Annotated in this window: 18 protein-coding genes; 15 read left to right on the top strand and 3 right to left on the bottom strand. The window is 34.1% G+C overall.

Features of this window, described 5'->3' with window-relative positions:
• Window positions 1–42: 42 nt before the first annotated feature.
• Entirely contained in the window at window positions 43–894 is an 852-nt protein-coding gene (locus DWV06_RS04980; RefSeq protein WP_115481075.1) for an undecaprenyl-diphosphate phosphatase, read from the top strand.
• Between the two features lie 344 nt (window positions 895–1,238).
• Here the strand turns inward: DWV06_RS04980 and DWV06_RS04975 are convergent, their stop codons facing one another.
• Both DWV06_RS04975 and pyrB read right to left on the bottom strand, forming a co-directional pair.
• Window positions 1,239–1,667 carry an aspartate carbamoyltransferase regulatory subunit gene (locus DWV06_RS04975; protein ID WP_115481074.1) on the bottom strand — a complete coding sequence of 143 codons (429 nt, stop codon included), beginning with the start codon at window positions 1,665–1,667 and terminating at the stop codon, window positions 1,239–1,241.
• Window positions 1,661–2,581, bottom strand: a complete 921-nt coding sequence (pyrB, locus tag DWV06_RS04970; RefSeq protein WP_115481073.1) for an aspartate carbamoyltransferase — start codon at window positions 2,579–2,581, stop codon at window positions 1,661–1,663. Before pyrB ends, DWV06_RS04975 begins: the two co-directional genes overlap by 7 nt.
• A gap of 149 nt (window positions 2,582–2,730) precedes the next feature.
• Between pyrB and DWV06_RS04965 the strand changes: the two genes are divergently transcribed.
• Window positions 2,731–3,093 (top strand): PH domain-containing protein, encoded by a 363-nt coding sequence (locus DWV06_RS04965; RefSeq protein ID WP_115481072.1) that lies wholly within the window; start codon window positions 2,731–2,733, stop codon window positions 3,091–3,093.
• Between the two features lie 57 nt (window positions 3,094–3,150).
• On the opposite strand, the gene DWV06_RS19010 is transcribed toward DWV06_RS04965, so the two are convergent.
• Entirely contained in the window at window positions 3,151–3,543 is a 393-nt protein-coding gene (locus DWV06_RS19010) for a putative ABC transporter permease (RefSeq protein ID WP_115481071.1), read from the bottom strand.
• 324 nt (window positions 3,544–3,867) lie between these two features.
• Between DWV06_RS19010 and DWV06_RS04955 the strand changes: the two genes are divergently transcribed.
• Genes DWV06_RS04955 through ychF form a run of 13 tightly spaced genes read left to right on the top strand, consistent with a single transcriptional unit; the run spans window position 3,868 to window position 18,309 of the window.
• Window positions 3,868–5,331: a UDP-N-acetylmuramoyl-L-alanyl-D-glutamate--2,6-diaminopimelate ligase gene (locus DWV06_RS04955; protein ID WP_334294001.1), complete on the top strand. Its 1,464-nt coding sequence runs from the start codon at window positions 3,868–3,870 to the stop codon at window positions 5,329–5,331.
• Between the two features lie 4 nt (window positions 5,332–5,335).
• Window positions 5,336–7,603 carry a replication restart helicase PriA gene (priA, locus tag DWV06_RS04950; RefSeq protein ID WP_115481069.1) on the top strand — a complete coding sequence of 756 codons (2,268 nt, stop codon included), beginning with the start codon at window positions 5,336–5,338 and terminating at the stop codon, window positions 7,601–7,603.
• 14 nt (window positions 7,604–7,617) lie between these two features.
• Entirely contained in the window at window positions 7,618–8,091 is a 474-nt protein-coding gene (def, locus tag DWV06_RS04945) for a peptide deformylase (protein ID WP_115481068.1), read from the top strand.
• Window positions 8,092–8,102: 11 nt separating this feature from the next.
• Window positions 8,103–9,026 carry a methionyl-tRNA formyltransferase gene (gene fmt, locus DWV06_RS04940; protein WP_115481067.1) on the top strand — a complete coding sequence of 308 codons (924 nt, stop codon included), beginning with the start codon at window positions 8,103–8,105 and terminating at the stop codon, window positions 9,024–9,026.
• Window positions 9,027–9,045: 19 nt separating this feature from the next.
• The gene (locus DWV06_RS04935) at window positions 9,046–9,771 is read left to right on the top strand and encodes a zinc metallopeptidase (protein ID WP_115481066.1); all 726 of its coding nucleotides are present in this window, start codon (window positions 9,046–9,048) and stop codon (window positions 9,769–9,771) included.
• A complete protein-coding gene (rsmB, locus tag DWV06_RS04930) occupies window positions 9,764–11,119 on the top strand; it encodes a 16S rRNA (cytosine(967)-C(5))-methyltransferase RsmB (RefSeq protein WP_115481065.1) in 1,356 nt (451 codons plus the stop codon). The genes DWV06_RS04935 and rsmB overlap by 8 nt, the downstream gene beginning before the upstream one ends.
• 6 nt (window positions 11,120–11,125) lie before the next feature.
• Complete coding sequence (gene rlmN / locus DWV06_RS04925) at window positions 11,126–12,181, top strand: 23S rRNA (adenine(2503)-C(2))-methyltransferase RlmN (protein WP_193725995.1); 1,056 nt, start codon at window positions 11,126–11,128, stop codon at window positions 12,179–12,181.
• Entirely contained in the window at window positions 12,178–12,900 is a 723-nt protein-coding gene (locus DWV06_RS04920) for a Stp1/IreP family PP2C-type Ser/Thr phosphatase (protein WP_193725994.1), read from the top strand. Before rlmN ends, DWV06_RS04920 begins: the two co-directional genes overlap by 4 nt.
• 13 nt (window positions 12,901–12,913) lie before the next feature.
• Window positions 12,914–14,980, top strand: a complete 2,067-nt coding sequence (gene pknB, locus DWV06_RS04915; protein WP_115481063.1) for a Stk1 family PASTA domain-containing Ser/Thr kinase — start codon at window positions 12,914–12,916, stop codon at window positions 14,978–14,980.
• A gap of 2 nt (window positions 14,981–14,982) precedes the next feature.
• Entirely contained in the window at window positions 14,983–15,861 is an 879-nt protein-coding gene (gene rsgA / locus DWV06_RS04910; protein ID WP_115481062.1) for a ribosome small subunit-dependent GTPase A, read from the top strand.
• Window positions 15,862–15,865: 4 nt separating this feature from the next.
• Window positions 15,866–16,525 carry a ribulose-phosphate 3-epimerase gene (gene rpe / locus DWV06_RS04905; protein ID WP_115481061.1) on the top strand — a complete coding sequence of 220 codons (660 nt, stop codon included), beginning with the start codon at window positions 15,866–15,868 and terminating at the stop codon, window positions 16,523–16,525.
• 10 nt (window positions 16,526–16,535) lie between these two features.
• Window positions 16,536–17,183 carry a thiamine diphosphokinase gene (locus tag DWV06_RS04900; RefSeq protein ID WP_115481060.1) on the top strand — a complete coding sequence of 216 codons (648 nt, stop codon included), beginning with the start codon at window positions 16,536–16,538 and terminating at the stop codon, window positions 17,181–17,183.
• Window positions 17,184–17,211: 28 nt separating this feature from the next.
• Complete coding sequence (ychF, locus tag DWV06_RS04895) at window positions 17,212–18,309, top strand: redox-regulated ATPase YchF (protein WP_115481059.1); 1,098 nt, start codon at window positions 17,212–17,214, stop codon at window positions 18,307–18,309.
• Window positions 18,310–18,357: the final 48 nt, after the last annotated feature.

The raw sequence follows: 18,357 nt of genomic DNA, 5'->3' as shown, positions 1-18,357 counted from the left end.
GAAAAAAAGAGTTTATTCTAATAGTCGAAAGGAGAAAAAAATATGGATATTATCTTAATATTGAAAGCGATTATAATTGGTATTGTAGAAGGCATTACTGAATTTATTCCTATATCTTCTACTGGTCACATGATTTTAGTTGGATGGGCAATTGGTTTTGAGGGAGCGTTTGCTAAGATGTATGAAGTTGTAATTCAGCTTGGAGCTATCATGGCAGTAGTTGTATTATACTGGAGTAAAATTAAAGATAGTATAATTGATTTTTTTATATTTATCTTTACAAAAGGCAAAGAAGGTAAGAACGGATTTAAATTTGGAATTAATGTAATTGTAGCTTCTATTCCTATGAGTATTGTCGGTATGCTGTTTTATAGTAAAATAAAGTCTATGTTTGAGCCAGAGGTTGTTATCGTTGGATTTATAGTTGGTGGATTGTTATTATTATTGATTGAAAGATTATATAGTAATAAAAAATGTAAAGAAGACAGAATAGATAATATTACATTTGTACATGCATTTAAGATAGGAGTATTTCAGTTATTGGCTTTGTGTCCGGGTATGTCAAGAAGTGCATCTACAATTATGGGTGGATGGATGGCTGGGTTATCAACACCATTAGCAGCAGAATTTTCTTTTTTTATTGCTATCCCTGCAATGATAGGAACATCAGCAAAAGACTTATTAGAATTTGACTATTCAATAATGACACAGACTTTGTGGTTTTCTTTAATAATAGGATTTATTGTTGCATTTATTATAGCTTTAATCGTTATTAAAAAGTTTATTACTTACTTAAAGAAGAAACCTATGAAAGTATTTGCGGTATATAGGGTTATTGCAGGTTCATTACTTGCAATACTTGTGTTAACTAATATTATTAAATTGACAGTTTGATTTTTTTCATAGATCATAAAATTGTTTGATTATAAGCTTTATATCTAAGGTGTATAATTCATTGTATGAAAATATTTTTTTGAGTGCCTCATAAGAATTTTCAGGTACTATTTTAATAAAAGTATTTAAGGGATCTTATTTAATTAGCCTTTATTTAATACATGGTATTTTGTTATTGAGTACATACATAAAAGCAGGAATTACCAGCTTTTTGAACTTAGCAAAAGAAAAGTTTGTTTTGCCATTTGTTAAGTTGAAACAAAGTGTCTAGCTCCTACAATAGTGTAGAAAATTGAGGTTGTGTAGACACTTTATTTTTTTTATATTAATATTAAGTTAACGTATTATTCAGTTCCATATTTCTCTTCGCAATATTTACATCGATAAACCTCTTTTTCAGAATCTGTCAATAAGAATATATGATCCAATTCCTGCTCAATAGTAGTGATACAGCGGGGATTTTTACATTTAATGACATTTATTACCTGAGACGGTAGTTTTAAAGCTTTCTTTTCTACAATTTTACAATCTTTGATGATATTTACTGTTATATTGTGATCAATGAATCCCAAGATATCCAAATCAAGCATATGGATATCACATTCCACTTTGATAATATCCTTTTTGCCCATCGCATTACTTTTTGCGTTTTTGATAATCGCAACACAGCAATCTAATTTATCCAGACCTAAATAATGATAAATATCCATACTTTTCCCGTTTTGGATATGATCCAAAACAAAACCTTCCTGAATAAGACCAACATTTAACATACCTGCACCTCCAATAATGTAAGTATAAGAGCCATTCTGACATAAACACCATATTGAACCTGCTCAAAATAGACAGCGCGAGGGTCATTATCTACTTCAACAGAAATTTCGTTCACTCTGGGAAGAGGATGAAGAACAAGCATGTCTTCTTTGGCAAGGTTCATTTTTGGTTTGTCCAAAATATAAAAATCTTTCATTCGGATGTAATCTTCTTCATTAAAAAAACGTTCCCTTTGAACACGTGTCATATAAAGAATATCTAAATCAGTAATAGCATCTTCTAAACGGACGACTTCTTCAAAAGAAATATTGTTTTTTCCTAAGATATCCTCTCGGATATAACTTGGTATTTGGAGTTCGTCAGGTGATATTAATACAAACGATATGTTTGGGTAACGAATTAGTGCATTGATTAAAGAATGGACAGTACGACCGAATTTGAGATCTCCACATAAGCCAATTTTAAGATTATCTAATCTGCCCTTTAAAGAACGAATGGTCAATAAATCTGTTAATGTCTGAGTAGGATGCTGATGTCCGCCATCTCCGGCATTAATAACAGGAATAGAAGAATTCAGAGCCGCTACTAAAGGAGCCCCCTCTTTTGGATGACGCATAGCGCAGATATCTGCATAGCAGGAAATCATCCGTATGGTGTCAGCAACACTTTCGCCTTTTGCTGCAGAACTAGATGCAGCATTGGAAAAACCTAATATATTACCACCAAGATTTAACATTGCAGCCTCAAAACTCAAACGAGTTCGCGTACTTGGTTCATAAAAAGTAGTTGCTAATTTTTTACCTTCACAGGCATGAGCATATTTGGAAGGATTTTTTTCAATGTCATTTGCTAAATCAAGTAATTTGTCAAGCTCTTCCACAGTAAAATCCAAGGGACTCATCAAATGTTTCATAGTTTCCTCCTGTTCATAATTCATTTTCTTTTTATTGCTTTCTATATAATATAATAATTATAGTTAAATTTCAATTATCTTTTGCAATATCTTTTTGTATCTATTATAATGTAGATTGAGCCGCAAAAGGCAATAAAGGAGGAACGGATATGGGATACAAGGAGAGGAAGCGTATATTATTTTTTGGACTTCCATGGACTTTTACCAGGTATACGATAGAAGAGGATATATTAACGATTAATACAGGATTGATCAAGCAGGTAGAAAATGATTGCTTTATGTATAAAATTCAAGATGTACAAATGACATCTGGTTTCTTTGAACGAATGTTTGGTATGGGAACAATTATCTGCTATACAGGTGATAAGACTCATCCGCAGTTAATACTTCAGCATATCAAAAATTCCAGAGAAATTAAGGAATTTATATTAAAGACATCAGAAGAAGCAAGAATGAAAAGAAGAACAATAAATACTCTTGATATCGGAATAGAAGATGGAGATTTAGAATAAAATAAGTAAGAGCCAATCAGTATAAAGATTGGCTCTTACTTATTATTTAAAGAAAATTCAGCTTCTGGGATTCTGTGTTAGAATGCGCTCAAAGAGTAATCCTAAAAAGAACCAAAAAGGAGCAAAATCTAAGCGGATGACTCCGTTAATGTTTAATTTTGCTTTGCTGTAGTCCCAAGGGCATAAATGGTATTGTTTTAAGAAAGATCCTGTAAAATATTCTGTAATAAAAATGCATAGAGTATAAATACTTCCTCTAAAAAAGATATGGAGTTTTTTTACATATTTGTACATAGGAAGTAAAAAAGAAGCCATACCATAAATCGGAAACATCCATAGTGAGGTATATCCCGTAAGCTGAAAGTTTTTTTCAAGAATAGAGTGGGTTGAGGTAAACAAGATTTCCATACACCAGCCGATGGTACCACATAAAAAAAATTTTTTCTTCATGAACTTAGTATGTTTTCTGTTAAATATAATATAACAGGTATTTTATGGAATATAGATACGAAAGAAGCCGTTACAAAAGTAACGACTTCTTATCTTAATATTTTATGAGGGGGGAGATAGTGTTAAAACTATCTAAAAACAGTATACGTAAAAAATATGTTCAAAGTGTGTTTTAATTCTAAAATAAACCTTAAGAAGAAATGAAAATAATATATATTTTTTAAAACTAAATTGGAATATAAATGCTAGAACATTGAAAAGCAAAAGAACATGTGTTATCCTATATTCAATGATGTCAATTTATAAGAAAGAGTGTGAATTATGATTCAGTTAAAGCGATTATTAGAAAATTTAGAGTATGATTGTATTCAGGGAAATGAGGATATTACCGTAGAAAGTGTTATTTATGATTCAAGAAAAGTAATATCACAATCATTATTTGTTTGTATAAAAGGAACTGCAGTAGACGGACACAAATTTGCAGATGAAGTAGTAGAGAAAGGAGCAGTTGTATTAATAGTAGAAGAAACCGTAGATGTTCCTGAACATATTACTGTGATTAAAGTCAAAGATACCAGATATGCTTTGGCAGTTATTTCAGCAGCTTATTTTGATCATCCGGCTCAAAAGTTAAAGACAATTGGCATAACCGGAACCAAAGGGAAAACAACGACTACTTATATGGTGAAATCAATATTAGAAAATGCAGGCTACAAAGTGGGATTGATTGGTACCATAGAAGCAATAATAGGAAATGAAGTAATTCCAGCCAATAACACAACACCGGAATCTTATATAGTTCAAGAGTATTTCAGCAAAATGGTGGAAGCCGGGTGTGATGCAGTAGTAATGGAAGTTTCTTCTCAGGGACTGATGATGCATCGTACAGCCGGATTTGTTTTTGACTTTGGTATTTTCACAAATATAGAACCAGATCATATCGGGCCGAATGAGCATAAAGATTTTGAAGAATATATGGAATGCAAGGGACTTTTGTTTCAACAGTGCAAAATAGGAATTGTAAATTGTGATGATAAACATTTTGAAAAAGTAATAGAAAATCATACCTGTAAACTAGAAACATTTGGTATTTCAACAAATGCCGATCTTCAGGCAGATAATATTGAGTTTACGGTAGAAAAAGGGATTTTAGGAGTGACCTATGATCTGAAAGGATTATTGGAATGCCAAGTTGCAGTAGATATTCCAGGAACATTTAGTGTATACAATTCCTTAACAGCGATAGCGATCTGCAGACATTTTAAAGTTCCTGTAGAAAAAATGAAGAAGGCACTTAAGGCGGCCAAAGTAAAGGGCAGAATAGAGATGGTTAAAGTTTCAGATGATTTCACTTTGATGATTGACTATGCGCATAATGCAATGAGCTTAGAAAGTCTTTTGTCGTCTTTGAAAGCATATCAGCCGACTCGTTTAGTATGCTTATTTGGATGTGGAGGAGACCGATCCAAATTAAGACGTTATGAAATGGGGGAAGTCTCCGGAAAATTAGCAGATTTGACCGTTATTACATCTGATAATCCAAGAACAGAAGAACCACAAGCGATTATTGATGATATAAAAATAGGAATGGCTAAGACAGATGGAAAATATGTAGAAATCTCTGATCGGAAAGAAGCGATCCGATATGCGATAGAACATGGACAAAAGGGAGATATTATTGTACTGGCCGGTAAAGGTCATGAGGATTATCAAGAAATCAATGGAGTGAAATATTCTTTGGATGAAAGAGTCTTGATTCAGGAAATTTTAGAAGAAATAAGCAGGTGAAAAAATGCAGGCAAAATATGCCAATGTTATTATTGACATTGTTCATTCAGATTTGGATAAGACATTTCAATATAAAATACCGGAATATTTGTTAGAAAAAATTCAATTGGGGATGGAAGTCGTTGTTCCGTTTGGAAAGAGCAATCGTTTGATAAAAGGTTATGTAATCATGATTACAGATAAGCCTGAATTTGAAATTACCAAGATAAAAGAAATATATGAAATCAATTATAACAGCCTGCTGATAGAATCAAAGCAGATTCAGCTGGCAGGCTGGATAAAAGAAAATTATGGTTCTACCATGATTCAAAGCCTCAAGACAGTAATTCCGATCAAGCAGAAAGTAAAATCAAAAGAAAAAAAAATTGTCATCCTGATATTACAAGAGGAATTGGCTAAGGAGAAGCTTGAATTATTTAAAAATAAGCATTATACAGCGAAAGCAAGATTATTAGAAGCATTATTGAAAGATACTACAGTTTCTTACGAAGTGATAGTAAAAAAATTAAAAATAGCACAATCAGTTATCAAATCATTTGAGCAAGAAAATATGATTCGTATCGAAACCGAATCTTTTTATCGTAATCCGGTAAAAAAAATAGTTAAGCAGGAAAAGTCTGTTGCATTAAATACAGACCAATCAGGTGTCGTGGAAGGTATCTGGAAAGACTATACCAAGGGTATCCGGAATACTTATCTAATCCATGGTGTTACAGGAAGCGGAAAGACTGAAGTTTATATGGAACTTATTCAAAGAGTGATTCAAGAAGGAAAGCAGGCGATTGTTTTGATACCCGAAATTTCTCTTACTTTTCAGACAGTCACAAGATTTTATCAGAGATTTGGTGATAGAGTATCTATTATGAATTCAAGGCTTTCGGCAGGGGAAAAATATGATCAGATGATGCGGGCACGGAATAATGATATTGATATTATGATAGGCCCCCGATCGGCTTTATTTACTCCGTTTCAGAATTTAGGACTTATTATAATAGATGAAGAACATGAATCTAGTTATAAAAGTGAATCAATGCCTCGATATCATGCCAGAGAAACAGCGATACAGTGGGCCAAAATGCTTCATGCGAGTGTTGTTTTAGGGTCAGCGACACCGTCCATTGATTCGTACTATCGGGCTAATACTGGAGAGTACGTTTTGTATCAATTAAGCAGCCGGGTACAAAAAAGAGAACTTTCTAAAGTATATACTATAGATTTAAGAGAAGAATTAAGAGAGGGAAATCGTTCGATTTTGAGCATGAAGCTTCAAGAATTGATAGAAGAAAAACTGCAGAAGCAGCAACAGATTATGTTGTTTATTAATCGAAGAGGTTTTGCAGGATTTATATCTTGCCGTTCTTGTGGTCACGTTATGAAATGCCCACATTGTGATGTGTCATTAACTGTACACAATAATGGACAACTAGTCTGCCATTATTGCGGATATCAAGAAAAAGAGGTATCTAAGTGTCCTAATTGTGGTTCTCCTTATATTGGAGGTTTCAAAGCAGGGACCCAAAAAATAGAGTCTATTGTAAAAAGCCGTTATCCGAATGCGCGTATCCTAAGAATGGATATGGATACGACCAAAACAAAAGAAGGACATGAAAGAATACTAAAGGCCTTTGCGAATCATGAAGCGGATATATTAATAGGAACCCAAATGATAGTTAAGGGACATGATTTTCCGAATGTAACCTTAGTAGGGATTTTAGCAGCAGATTTATCGTTACATACTGCAGATTATCGTGCAAGTGAAAAAACGTTTCAGCTGCTTACACAAGCAGCCGGAAGAGCAGGCAGAGGAGAAGAGAAAGGAGAAGTTGTAATACAGACTTACACTCCGGATCATTATAGTATTGTAGCAGCTGCAAAACAAGATTATAAAGATTTTTATCAACAGGAAATATTGTTCCGCAGCCTTATGTCATATCCGCCGGCTGCGAATATGATGGTTATAATGATAACCTCTTTGAAGTATGAAATGGCACAAAATTGTGCAGACATTTTAAAAACAGAAATAGAGCAGATTATTCAGGAAAAAAAAGAAAAAGAGCAATCTGGAAATATGCAGATAATTCAGGTCATAGGACCAGCTGATGCGGTAATAGCAAAAGTCAATGATAGATATCAAAAGGTAATTTATATAAAAGCTGAACAATATGATGAATTAATTCATATAAAAGATAGATTAGAAAATATAGTAGAATTACAGGAACAAAAAAAATCAGTAAATATACAATTTGATTTTAATCCAATGAATTTTATGTAGGAGGAAGTGGAAAAATGGCATTAAGAACGGTACGTATTCAAGGAGATCCGGTATTAGAAAAGAAATGTAAAGAAGTAAAAGAAATGACACCCAAAATTGAAGTTCTAATTGATGATATGTTGGAAACGATGTATGAAGAAATGGGGGCAGGACTTGCAGCGCCACAAGTTGGAGTTTTAAAGAGAATATTTGTTATTGATGTTGGAGAAGGCCCTTTTGTATTCATCAATCCTGTTATCATAGAAACGGCAGGTGAGCAGGAAGGGGATGAAGGGTGTTTAAGTGTACCTGGAAAATGCGGTAAAGTTATCAGACCAAAGCATGTAAAAATAAAAGCTTTGGATAGAAATATGAAAGAATTTGAAATCGTAGGACATGATTATTTTGCAAGAGCCATGTGTCATGAAAACGATCATTTAGATGGACATCTTTATGTAGAAAAAGTGATAGGTGATTTATATGACACAAATGTGGAGCTAGAAGAATAGGAGGGATGTAAATGAAAGTGATTTTTATGGGAACTCCTGATTTTTCTGTTGGAACTTTAGAAGCACTCATTCAAGCAGGTCATGAAATCACTATGGTGGTAACTCAGCCGGACAAACCAAAGGGTCGTGGAAAAACAATGCATTTTTGTGCGGTGAAAGAAGCAGCGTTGTCTTATGGTCTGCCAATTTACCAGCCCAAGAAGATTAGAGAAAAAGAGTGTATAGAATATTTAAAAAACATAGAAGCGGATATTATAGTAGTTGTAGCATTCGGTCAAATATTAACAAAAGAAATTTTAGAAATGCCTCTTTATGGCTGCATTAATGTTCATGCTTCCTTACTACCAAAGTATCGGGGGGCGGCTCCGATTCAGTGGGCGGTGATTAACGGAGAGACAGAAACCGGAGTAACTACAATGAAAATGGACGAGGGTCTGGATACTGGAGATATGATAATGAAAACAGTTGTTCCGGTAGATAAAGAAGAAACAGGAGGCAGTCTGTTTAAGAAGTTAAGCATAGAGGGTGCAAAATTATGTGTTAAGACATTAGAGGCTTTAGAAAATAAAACTGCTGTTTATGAAAAGCAGAATGAGGAAGATTTTACTTATGCAAAAATGATAAAGAAGCAAATGGGTAGAATTCAATGGACAGACAGTGCTGTTGTCATCGAACGCTTAATTAGAGGCTTAAATCCTTGGCCAAGTGCGTTTACCGGATTGAATGGGAAAACATTGAAAATTTGGAAAGCAAATGTAATAGAGAAAGAAGGAATGCCTGGAGAAGTATTAGAAGTTACGAAGGAATCTCTAATTGTTGGAACGGGTAAAGGCGCTTTGGCGATTGAAGAACTACAGTTAGAAGGAAAAAAAAGAATGGGAATTGACACATTTTTGCGTGGTGTTACGATAGAAAAAGGAACTAAATTGCAATAGTTGAAAGAAGGAGATTAAAATGTATAATGGAATTTATTCAGGATATGGGATGTTTTGGGATCCGACGTATATATTTGTTATAATTGGATTTGTTTTATGTCTGGGTGCTTCAGCTCTTGTAAAAAGTGCTTTTCATAAATATTCAAGAATCAGAAACAGAGCGGGAATCACCGGAGCAGAAGCGGCAGAAAGGATTTTACGTTCAGCAGGAATTTCTGATGTAGAAATAGTAAGGGTTTCAGGAAGTTTGACCGATCATTATAATCCACTGACCAAAAAAGTTGCTTTGTCAGATGAAGTATATGATATGGCATCTGTAGCAGCTGTGGGGATTGCAGCACATGAATGCGGTCATGTTATACAGCATCAAAAAGGATTTATTCCAATAAAAATCAGGAGTGCTGTTGCACCGGTAGCCAGTATTGCGTCCAGATTGTATTGGATTGTCTTTATCATTGGATTTTTTATAAACGGAAAATCAGGTACCATGCTAATAAATGCAGGAATACTAATGTTTTTGGCCACCTTGGTCTTTCAAGTGGTAACGCTTCCGGTTGAACTTGATGCATCTCGCAGAGCGACCATTGTTTTAGAAAGTGCAGGAATTCTTGGAGATGAAGAGATTGTTTATACGAAAAAAGTATTGGGAGCAGCTGCACTGACTTATATAGCAGGAGTAGCATCTTCCCTCTTACAATTATTACGTCTTCTTATCATTGCAGGAGGAAGACGCAGTGATGACTAAACCAATAAATAGCCGAGATATTATACTTGGTATTTTAAAAGAAATTATCCAAGAAGAGGAATATAGTCATATTGCATTAAGAAATACTTTAGATAAGTATCAATATTTAGAAAAGCAGGAACGGGCATTTATCACGAGGGTAACAGAAGGTACTCTGGAGGAAATGATAAAAATTGATTATATTTTGAATCAATTTTCAAAAGTCAAAGTAAAAAAGATGAAACCTTTTATTTGTAATTTGCTTCGAATTAGTGTATATCAAATCCTGTATATGGATAGCGTGCCCGATTCAGCTGCCTGTAATGAAGCTGTTAAAATAGCCGCAAAAAGAGGATTTGTGAATTTAAAGGGTTTTGTAAATGGTGTACTAAGAAATATAATCCGTAATCGTGAAAATATAATTTTTCCGGATGAAAAAGCAGAGCCTGACGATTATTTATCCATTATGTATTCTATGCCTAAATGGATTGTTGAGAAATGGTTGAAGACATATGGTCTTGAAAAAACGAAGATTATGTTACAAAGTTTTTTTCATGAAAAAGGAACTGTAATTCGATGTAATACTAAAAGAATATCAATAGAAGAACTAGAGAAAGAGCTAGAAAAGGAAGGAATTGTTGTAAAACCTGCGCATTATCTTAACTATGCACTGGTAATTTCAGAGTTTGATACGATAGGCAGTATAAAAGCGTTTCAAAAAGGTTTTTTTTATGTGCAGGATATTAGCTCTATGTTGGTTGCAGAAGTTGCAGATCCTCAAAAAAACAATGTAATTATTGATGTCTGTGCAGCTCCAGGAGGGAAAAGTCTACATCTGGCAGAAAAACTAGATGGATCAGGCAAGGTGGAAGCAAGAGATCTGACACCGTATAAAGTCGGGCTGATTCAGGAAAATATAGAGAAAAGCCAGTTGTCAAATATAATTGCATTACAGCAGGATGCATGTACACTTGATTTGGATTCTGTTGAACAAGCAGATATTTTAATTGCTGATCTGCCATGTTCAGGATTAGGTGTTATGAACCAAAAAACGGATATTAAATATAAAATGACACCTGAGAAAGAAAAGCAGCTGGTGAATCTTCAAAGAAAGATATTAGAGACAGTATATCAATATGTGAAGAAAGGCGGTACTCTTGTTTATAGTACTTGTACAATTGATGAAGAAGAAAATATTCAAAATGTAAAATGGTTAATGGAGAGATATCCGTTTCAATTAGAAAGTATAGATGCGTATTTGCCTGAAGAATTGCGTTCAGATACTACAAAAGAAGGATATCTGCAATTATTACCGGGAATTCATCAAGCAGATGGATTTTTTATCGCAAAATTAAAACGAATAGATTAAAAGGGAATGAAAATGAAAAAAACAGATATTAAATCATTTGAATTAGATGAATTGAAAGAAGAATTAATTCTTATTGGAGATCAGTCATTTCGGGCGAAACAAATATACCAGTGGCTGCATCAAAAACTAATTAGAAAATTTAGTGAAATGACAAATATATCTTTGAAACTTCAAGAAAAACTAGAAGAAAGATATGATTTAATTACGATAGAGCCGATTGAGGTCTTGACTTCAAAAGTAGATGGTACTCAAAAATATTTATTTCAACTTCCTGATGGTAATGTGATAGAAAGTGTGCTTATGAGATATAAACATGGTAATTCTGTCTGCATCTCGTCACAGGTAGGTTGCAGGATGGGATGTCGGTTTTGTGCATCAACATTAGATGGGTTAGAGAGAAATCTTACGTCTTCAGAAATGTTAGAGCAGATTTATTATATACAAAAAGAGACGAATGAGAGGGTATCCAATGTCGTAGTGATGGGTACAGGAGAGCCTTTAGATAACTATGATAATCTATTAAAATTTATTAAAATACTTACAAGTGCCGAAGGATTAAATATCAGCCAGAGAAATATTACGGTATCTACCTGCGGTCTGGTTCCCAAAATGAAAGAATTAGCAGACGAAGGCTTTCAAATTACGTTGGCTTTATCACTTCATGCAGCGAATCAAGAAAAGCGTCTGGAACTTATGCCAATCACCAATACATATGATATTTATCAAGCAATTGATGCTTGCAAATATTATTTTGAAAAGACAGGTCGCCGAATTACTTTTGAATATAGTTTAGTTAGTGGAATTAATGATACGCATAAGGATGCAATGGAGTTGGCTCATTTAGTAAAAGGCATCAATTGTCATATAAATTTAATACCAGTTAATCCAATAAAAGAGCGGGATTATAAACAATCAGAGAAAAAAGTTCTTGATAATTTTAGAAATAAACTTGAAAAATGTGGAATAAATGTTACTATTAGAAGGGAAATGGGAAGAGATATTAATGGTGCCTGTGGGCAGCTTAGAAAGGGTTATATTAGTAAAGGAGAACAGATTGAATGAAAATATTTTCCGTTACAGATATGGGACGAAAGAGACAAGTGAATCAAGATTATGTATTTACCTCGTCAGAAAGAATCGGTAGATTACCAAACTTATTTGTAGTTGCAGATGGAATGGGAGGACATAATGCAGGAGACTTTGCGTCTAAATTTACGGTTGAAGCAGTCGTTGAGTTCATCAAAGAGATGAAAGAGCAAGATCCAAAGGAGATATTAAGAACTGCAATAGTAAAAGCCAATGAGTCATTAAATTTAAAGGCAAAAGAGAGTGCAGAGTTAGAAGGTATGGGTACCACATTAGTAGTTGCGACTATAAACAAAGATAAGCTTTTGGTTGCTAACGTAGGTGACAGCAGGTTGTATATGCTAAATGATCAAATAACCCAGATTACAGCTGACCACTCATTGGTAGCAGAAATGGTTCGACTTGGAGAAATTGATAAAAATATTGCAAGAATTCATCCCGATAAGAATATTATTACAAGAGCGATAGGAGTCGGACCAGATGTAAAGATTGATTTTTTTGAAGTAAATTTAAAAAAAGGTGATTCTATTCTTATGTGTTCTGATGGATTGACCAATATGATAGAAGATGAAGAAATAAAATTTATTATACAAAATAAAAAAGATATAGAGGAAAAAGGAAACGAACTGATAAGAATAGCGAATGCGAACGGTGGTCAGGATAATATAGCCGTTATTATAATTGAACCATTTTGAATGAGGTGAAATCATGTTTAGAGAAGGAATATTAATCGGAGAACGGTATGAAATAATAGAAAGAGTCGGTTCCGGTGGAATGTCAGAAGTTTATAAGGCAAAAGATCACAAATTGAACCGTTTCGTAGCCATTAAAGTTTTAAAAAGAGAATTTAGTGAAGATATAAATTTTGTACAGAAATTTAAAAGAGAAGCACAGTCAGCGGCCGGACTTATGCATCCTAATATTGTAAATGTCTATGATGTAGGACAGGAGGGTAATACCCATTATATTGTAATGGAATTGGTAGACGGAATTACCTTAAAGAAATATATCGAGAACAAAGGGAAATTATCTCCCAAAGAAGTAGTTAGTATTGGAATTCAAGCAGCTCTTGGCATAGATGCTGCTCACAAAAACAATATTATTCACAGAGATATTAAGCCGCAGAATATTATTATTTCAAAAGAAGGAAAAGTTAAGATTACTGATTTTGGTATTGCCAGAGCAGCTAGTTCCGAAACGGTCAGTTCCAATGCTATGGGCTCCGTTCATTATATTTCGCCGGAACAGGCAAGAGGCGGATATAGTGATGTGAAAAGTGATATTTATTCTTTAGGAATTACTTTATATGAAATGGTGACAGGTAGAGTTCCTTTTGATGGAGATACTACTGTTAGTATTGCGATTCAACATTTACAAGATGAATTGGTAGAGCCAAGTAAATATGTACCGGATGTACCCATTAGTTTAGAGCAGATTATTCTTAAATGTACACAAAAAAGTCCGGAACGCAGATATCATAGTGCAGAGGAATTAATTACTGATTTAAAAAAATCTTTAATTACACCAAATGAACAATTCGTTCAAGTGATTCCAGGGATTAATCGAGATCAAACTATAATGTTTAAGCCTGATGAAATAAAAAAGATTAAATCTGAAACGGATATTAAACAACTTAAACCGGAAGAAAAACCTGTTGAAGCACAAGATTTGAATGAGGATGAAGAAGAGGACGAAGAAATAAATCCAAAGTTAGAAAAAGCGATTACAATAATGGGTATTGTCGCCGGCGTTATTATTGTAATAATTTTTCTATACCTTATTGGTAGCTTTTTTGGAATATTTAAATTCGGTCCGAAAACTGAAAATAAAAAAAGTAAAACAGAACAATCACAGGAATTAAAACGTAAAGAAGATTCAGATGAAGTTAAGATGATTAATGTAGTAGGTAAAACTTATGATGAAGGAAAAGTTGCATTAAATAAAATAGGGCTGGGGATTCATCAGAAATCCATGGAAGCTTCTGATGAATATCCAAAAGGAACAATTATTGATCAAAATGTGAAAGATGGAGATACTGTTGAAAAGAATACTACCATTGAAGTCGTGGTGAGTAGTGGAGAAGCTACTTTTGAAGTCCCGGATGTTACCGGACTTGAAGAGCAGGCGGCAATTAATAAATTAAGTGACTATGGATTGAATTATACAAGAGACTACCAATATAGTAATGATGTTCAAGAAGGATGCATTATTTCTATGGATCCTGTAGGTGGGACAGCTGCGAAAAAGGGAGACAGTGTTAGACTTGTGGTGAGCAGAGGTCGTGAGATCATTCAAGTGACGGTACCGAATGTTCAGGGAATGAGTGAATCAGATGCGAAGTCTACGTTAGAAAATAGTGGGTTAGCAGTAGGAAATGTTACAAGCTCTTACAGTAATAATGTAGATGAAGGAGATGTAATCAGCCAAACCCAAGAACCGGGAAAGACTGTTGAAAAAGGAACCAGTGTTGATCTTGTTATCAGTATGGGAAAAGAAGAGGAAGAACCTGGAAAGTATATTGGAAATATAGATATACCGATTTCTGATTTTGGACTGGATGAGGATTATGAAAATGTTAGAATTATTCTAAGATTAACACAAAAAGGAAAAACAAAACAAATCTATGATAAGACAATTAGTGCTTCTGATGGCATGAGTAAAATAAGTCTTCAAGTAGAGGGAATAACAGGAGAGACCACTGGTACAGTGAAAGCTTATGTAGATGGTGTAGATACAGGTAATGAATATTCAATTGTATTTGTGGAGACAGATTAGGCATGCAGGGAAAGATTGTAAAAGGGATTGCCGGATTCTATTATGTACATGTGTTGGGGTACGGCATCTATGAGTGTAAAGCCAAAGGTATATTTCGAAAAGAAAATATTAAGCCGTTAGTAGGAGATAATGTTGAAATCGATGTAATTGATTCGGATGAAAAGAAGGGTAATATTAATAAAATATTACCCAGGCTTAACGAATTAATACGACCTGCAGTTTCTAATATCGATCAGGCACTTATTATATTTGCGGTTGCCAAGCCGAGACCGCACTTTAATTTATTAGATCGGTTTTTAATTATGATGCAGAAGCAAAAAGTTCCGACCATTATCTGCTTTAATAAAACAGATTTAGCAGATGATGAAGAAATAAATAGTATACAAAAGATATATAAAGATTGTGGATATCAGGTATTGTTAACAAGTGCAGCCCTTCAAAAAGGAATGGAAGAGCTTCGGATGATTTTAAAAGATAAGACAACAGCAGTAGCCGGTCCTTCCGGAGTTGGAAAATCATCAATTATAAATATTTTACAATCCAATATTGAGATGGAGACTGCTGAAATAAGTACCAAAATTGAAAGAGGAAAGCATACGACCAGACATACCCAATTAATTCATATTGATGGAAAAACTTATATTATGGATACACCGGGCTTTAGTTCGCTGCTGGTCGAAGATTTTCAAAAAGAAGAATTAAAAGATTATTTTCCTGAACTGAATGAATATGAAGGATTATGCAGGTTTCAAGGCTGCAGTCATACTCATGAACCGGGGTGTAAGGTGAAAGAAGCGTTAGAACAAGGAAAAATCAGTAAACTACGTTATGATAATTATATAGAATTATACAATGAATTAAAAGATAAGAGGAGGTACTAAATTAATGTATATTTTAGCACCATCAGTTTTAGGAGCAGATTTTACGAAATTAGGAGAACAGATTAAAAGAGCAGATCAGGCTGGAGCTGAATATATTCATTTAGATGTGATGGATGGAGAATTTGTTCCTAGTATTTCCTTTGGTATGCCAGTGATAAAAGCCCTTAGAGGTATTACAAAGAAGATTTTTGATGTACATTTGATGATAGAACAGCCCGAACGTTATATAGAAGAATTTGCAGCCTGTGGTGCAGATGTTATTACCGTTCATGTTGAAAGCTGCAAGCATTTAGATAGAGTCATACATCAAATTAAAGAAACGGGTGCAAAAGTTGGAGTTGCATTAAATCCTGCAACTCCTATTGAAACCATAATACACGTCCTGGATCTTGTGGATATGATACTTATTATGTCAGTGAATCCTGGATTTGGTGGACAATCTTATATAGATTATTCAACAGAAAAAATAAGGTCACTGCGCAATCTTTTGAATGAACGTGGATTGAAGACGGATATTCAGGTAGATGGAGGCATTACTAGTGATAATGTTAATGTGGTTTTAGATGCAGGTGCGAATATCATTGTATCTGGCACCGGTGTATTTAAAGGAAATCTTGAAGAAAACATTACACGTTTTCACGAGATTTTTAAATGCTATAATTAGGTGAAATGGAATGAGGACAGTAATTATTAGTGGAGGAAATATAGAAGAAGAATTCGCAGTTAAGTTCTTGAAATCGATGGTTTTTTCTGCTATTATCGGAGTCGATTCAGGGTTAGAGTTCTTAAAGAAACAAAACATTTATCCTACACATGTTATTGGAGACTTTGATTCTCTATCCCAAGAAACTTATCGTTATTACAAAGAAAATGCGAATTGCATCTGGAAAGAATTGGTTCCAGAAAAAGATGAAACAGATACACAGGCAGCCATCACCTGGGCACTGGAGTTACATAGTACAGAAATTTGGATTTTGGGTGGGATAGGAAGCCGTATCGATCATTTGCTTGGAAATATTCAAATTTTGCAAATACCGTTAAAACGGAAAGTCCCTTGTTTTTTAGTGGATTCGCATAATAAAATCTGTCTTTTGGACAAGGGAATATCTATAAAGAAAATGGAGCAGTATGGAAAATTTGTTTCCTTATTGCCTTTGACGACCCAAGTTGAAGGTCTGACTTTAGATGGATTTAAATATCCTTTATATAAGCATACTTTGACAAGTGATAATGCTTTAGGAGTCAGTAATGAGATTTTAGAGAATGTGGCAGAAATTACATTTGAAAAAGGTATTTTAATAGTGATACAATCTAAAGATTAGTAAGTTCAGAAAGAAGAGGAAATATTAGATGAAACTAGGAATTGTAGGTTTACCAAATGTAGGAAAGAGTACATTATTTAATTCATTAACAAAAGCAGGAGCAGAATCGGCGAATTATCCTTTTTGCACAATCGATCCTAATGTAGGTGTTGTAACTGTTCCGGATGAGCGTTTAAAAAAGCTAGCCGAATTATATCATTCCAAAAAAGTGACTCCGGCTGTAATTGAATTTGTAGATATTGCTGGTCTAGTGAAAGGAGCTTCTAAAGGAGAGGGCCTGGGAAATCAATTTCTTGCCAATATTCGAGAAGTAGATGCAATTGTACATGTTGTACGATGCTTCGAAGACACAAACGTTGTTCATGTGGATGGAAGCATAGACCCAATTCGTGATATTGAAACCATAAATCTGGAACTTATCTTTTCAGATATTGAAATTTTAGAAAGACGAATTGCGAAGGCTTCAAAAGGAGCTAGAAACGATAAAGTTCTTGCAAAAGAATTAGAACTATTGCAACGAATCAAAAATTACTTGGAAGAAGGAAATTTAGCAAAAAGTTTTGCTGTTCATGATGAAGAGGAATTAGATTTATTAGAATCTTATAATTTGCTTACGTATAAACCGGTAATTTTTGCAACAAATGTAAAAGAAGAGGATTTAGCAGATGAGGGAACTTCGAATGAATTTGTACAAAGTGTTCGTGAATATGCCAAAGGAGAAGAATGTGAAGTTTTTGTAATCTGTGCCCAAATTGAACAGGAAATTGCGGAATTAGATGAAGAAGAGAAGGTAATGTTTTTAGAAGAGTTAGGTCTAAAGGAATCCGGCTTGGATAAATTAATCAAAGCCAGTTACCGTTTACTGGGATTGATCAGTTATCTGACGTCCGGAGAAGATGAGACAAGAGCATGGACGATAACACAAGGAACCAAGGCGCCTCAAGCAGCCGGTAAAATCCATACAGATTTTGAAAGAGGATTTATCCGTGCAGAAGTTGTTAATTATCAGGACTTATTAGACCAAGGTTCTATTGCAGCTGCAAAAGAAAAAGGATTAGTAGGACTTGAAGGAAAAGAATATATCGTTAAGGATGGGGATGTGATTTTATTCCGTTTTAATGTATAAAAGATTTTGTAATAAATCAGCATAGTATCAAATATTTATTTTAAGCAT

Origin of the sequence: Anaerosacchariphilus polymeriproducens (genome assembly GCF_003363435.1) — a bacterium.
GTDB classification, from domain to species: Bacteria; Bacillota; Clostridia; order Lachnospirales; family Lachnospiraceae; genus Anaerosacchariphilus; species Anaerosacchariphilus polymeriproducens.
The sequence above is the reverse complement of the archived record's forward strand: the minus strand, read 5'-3'. Positions and strand labels throughout refer to the sequence as shown.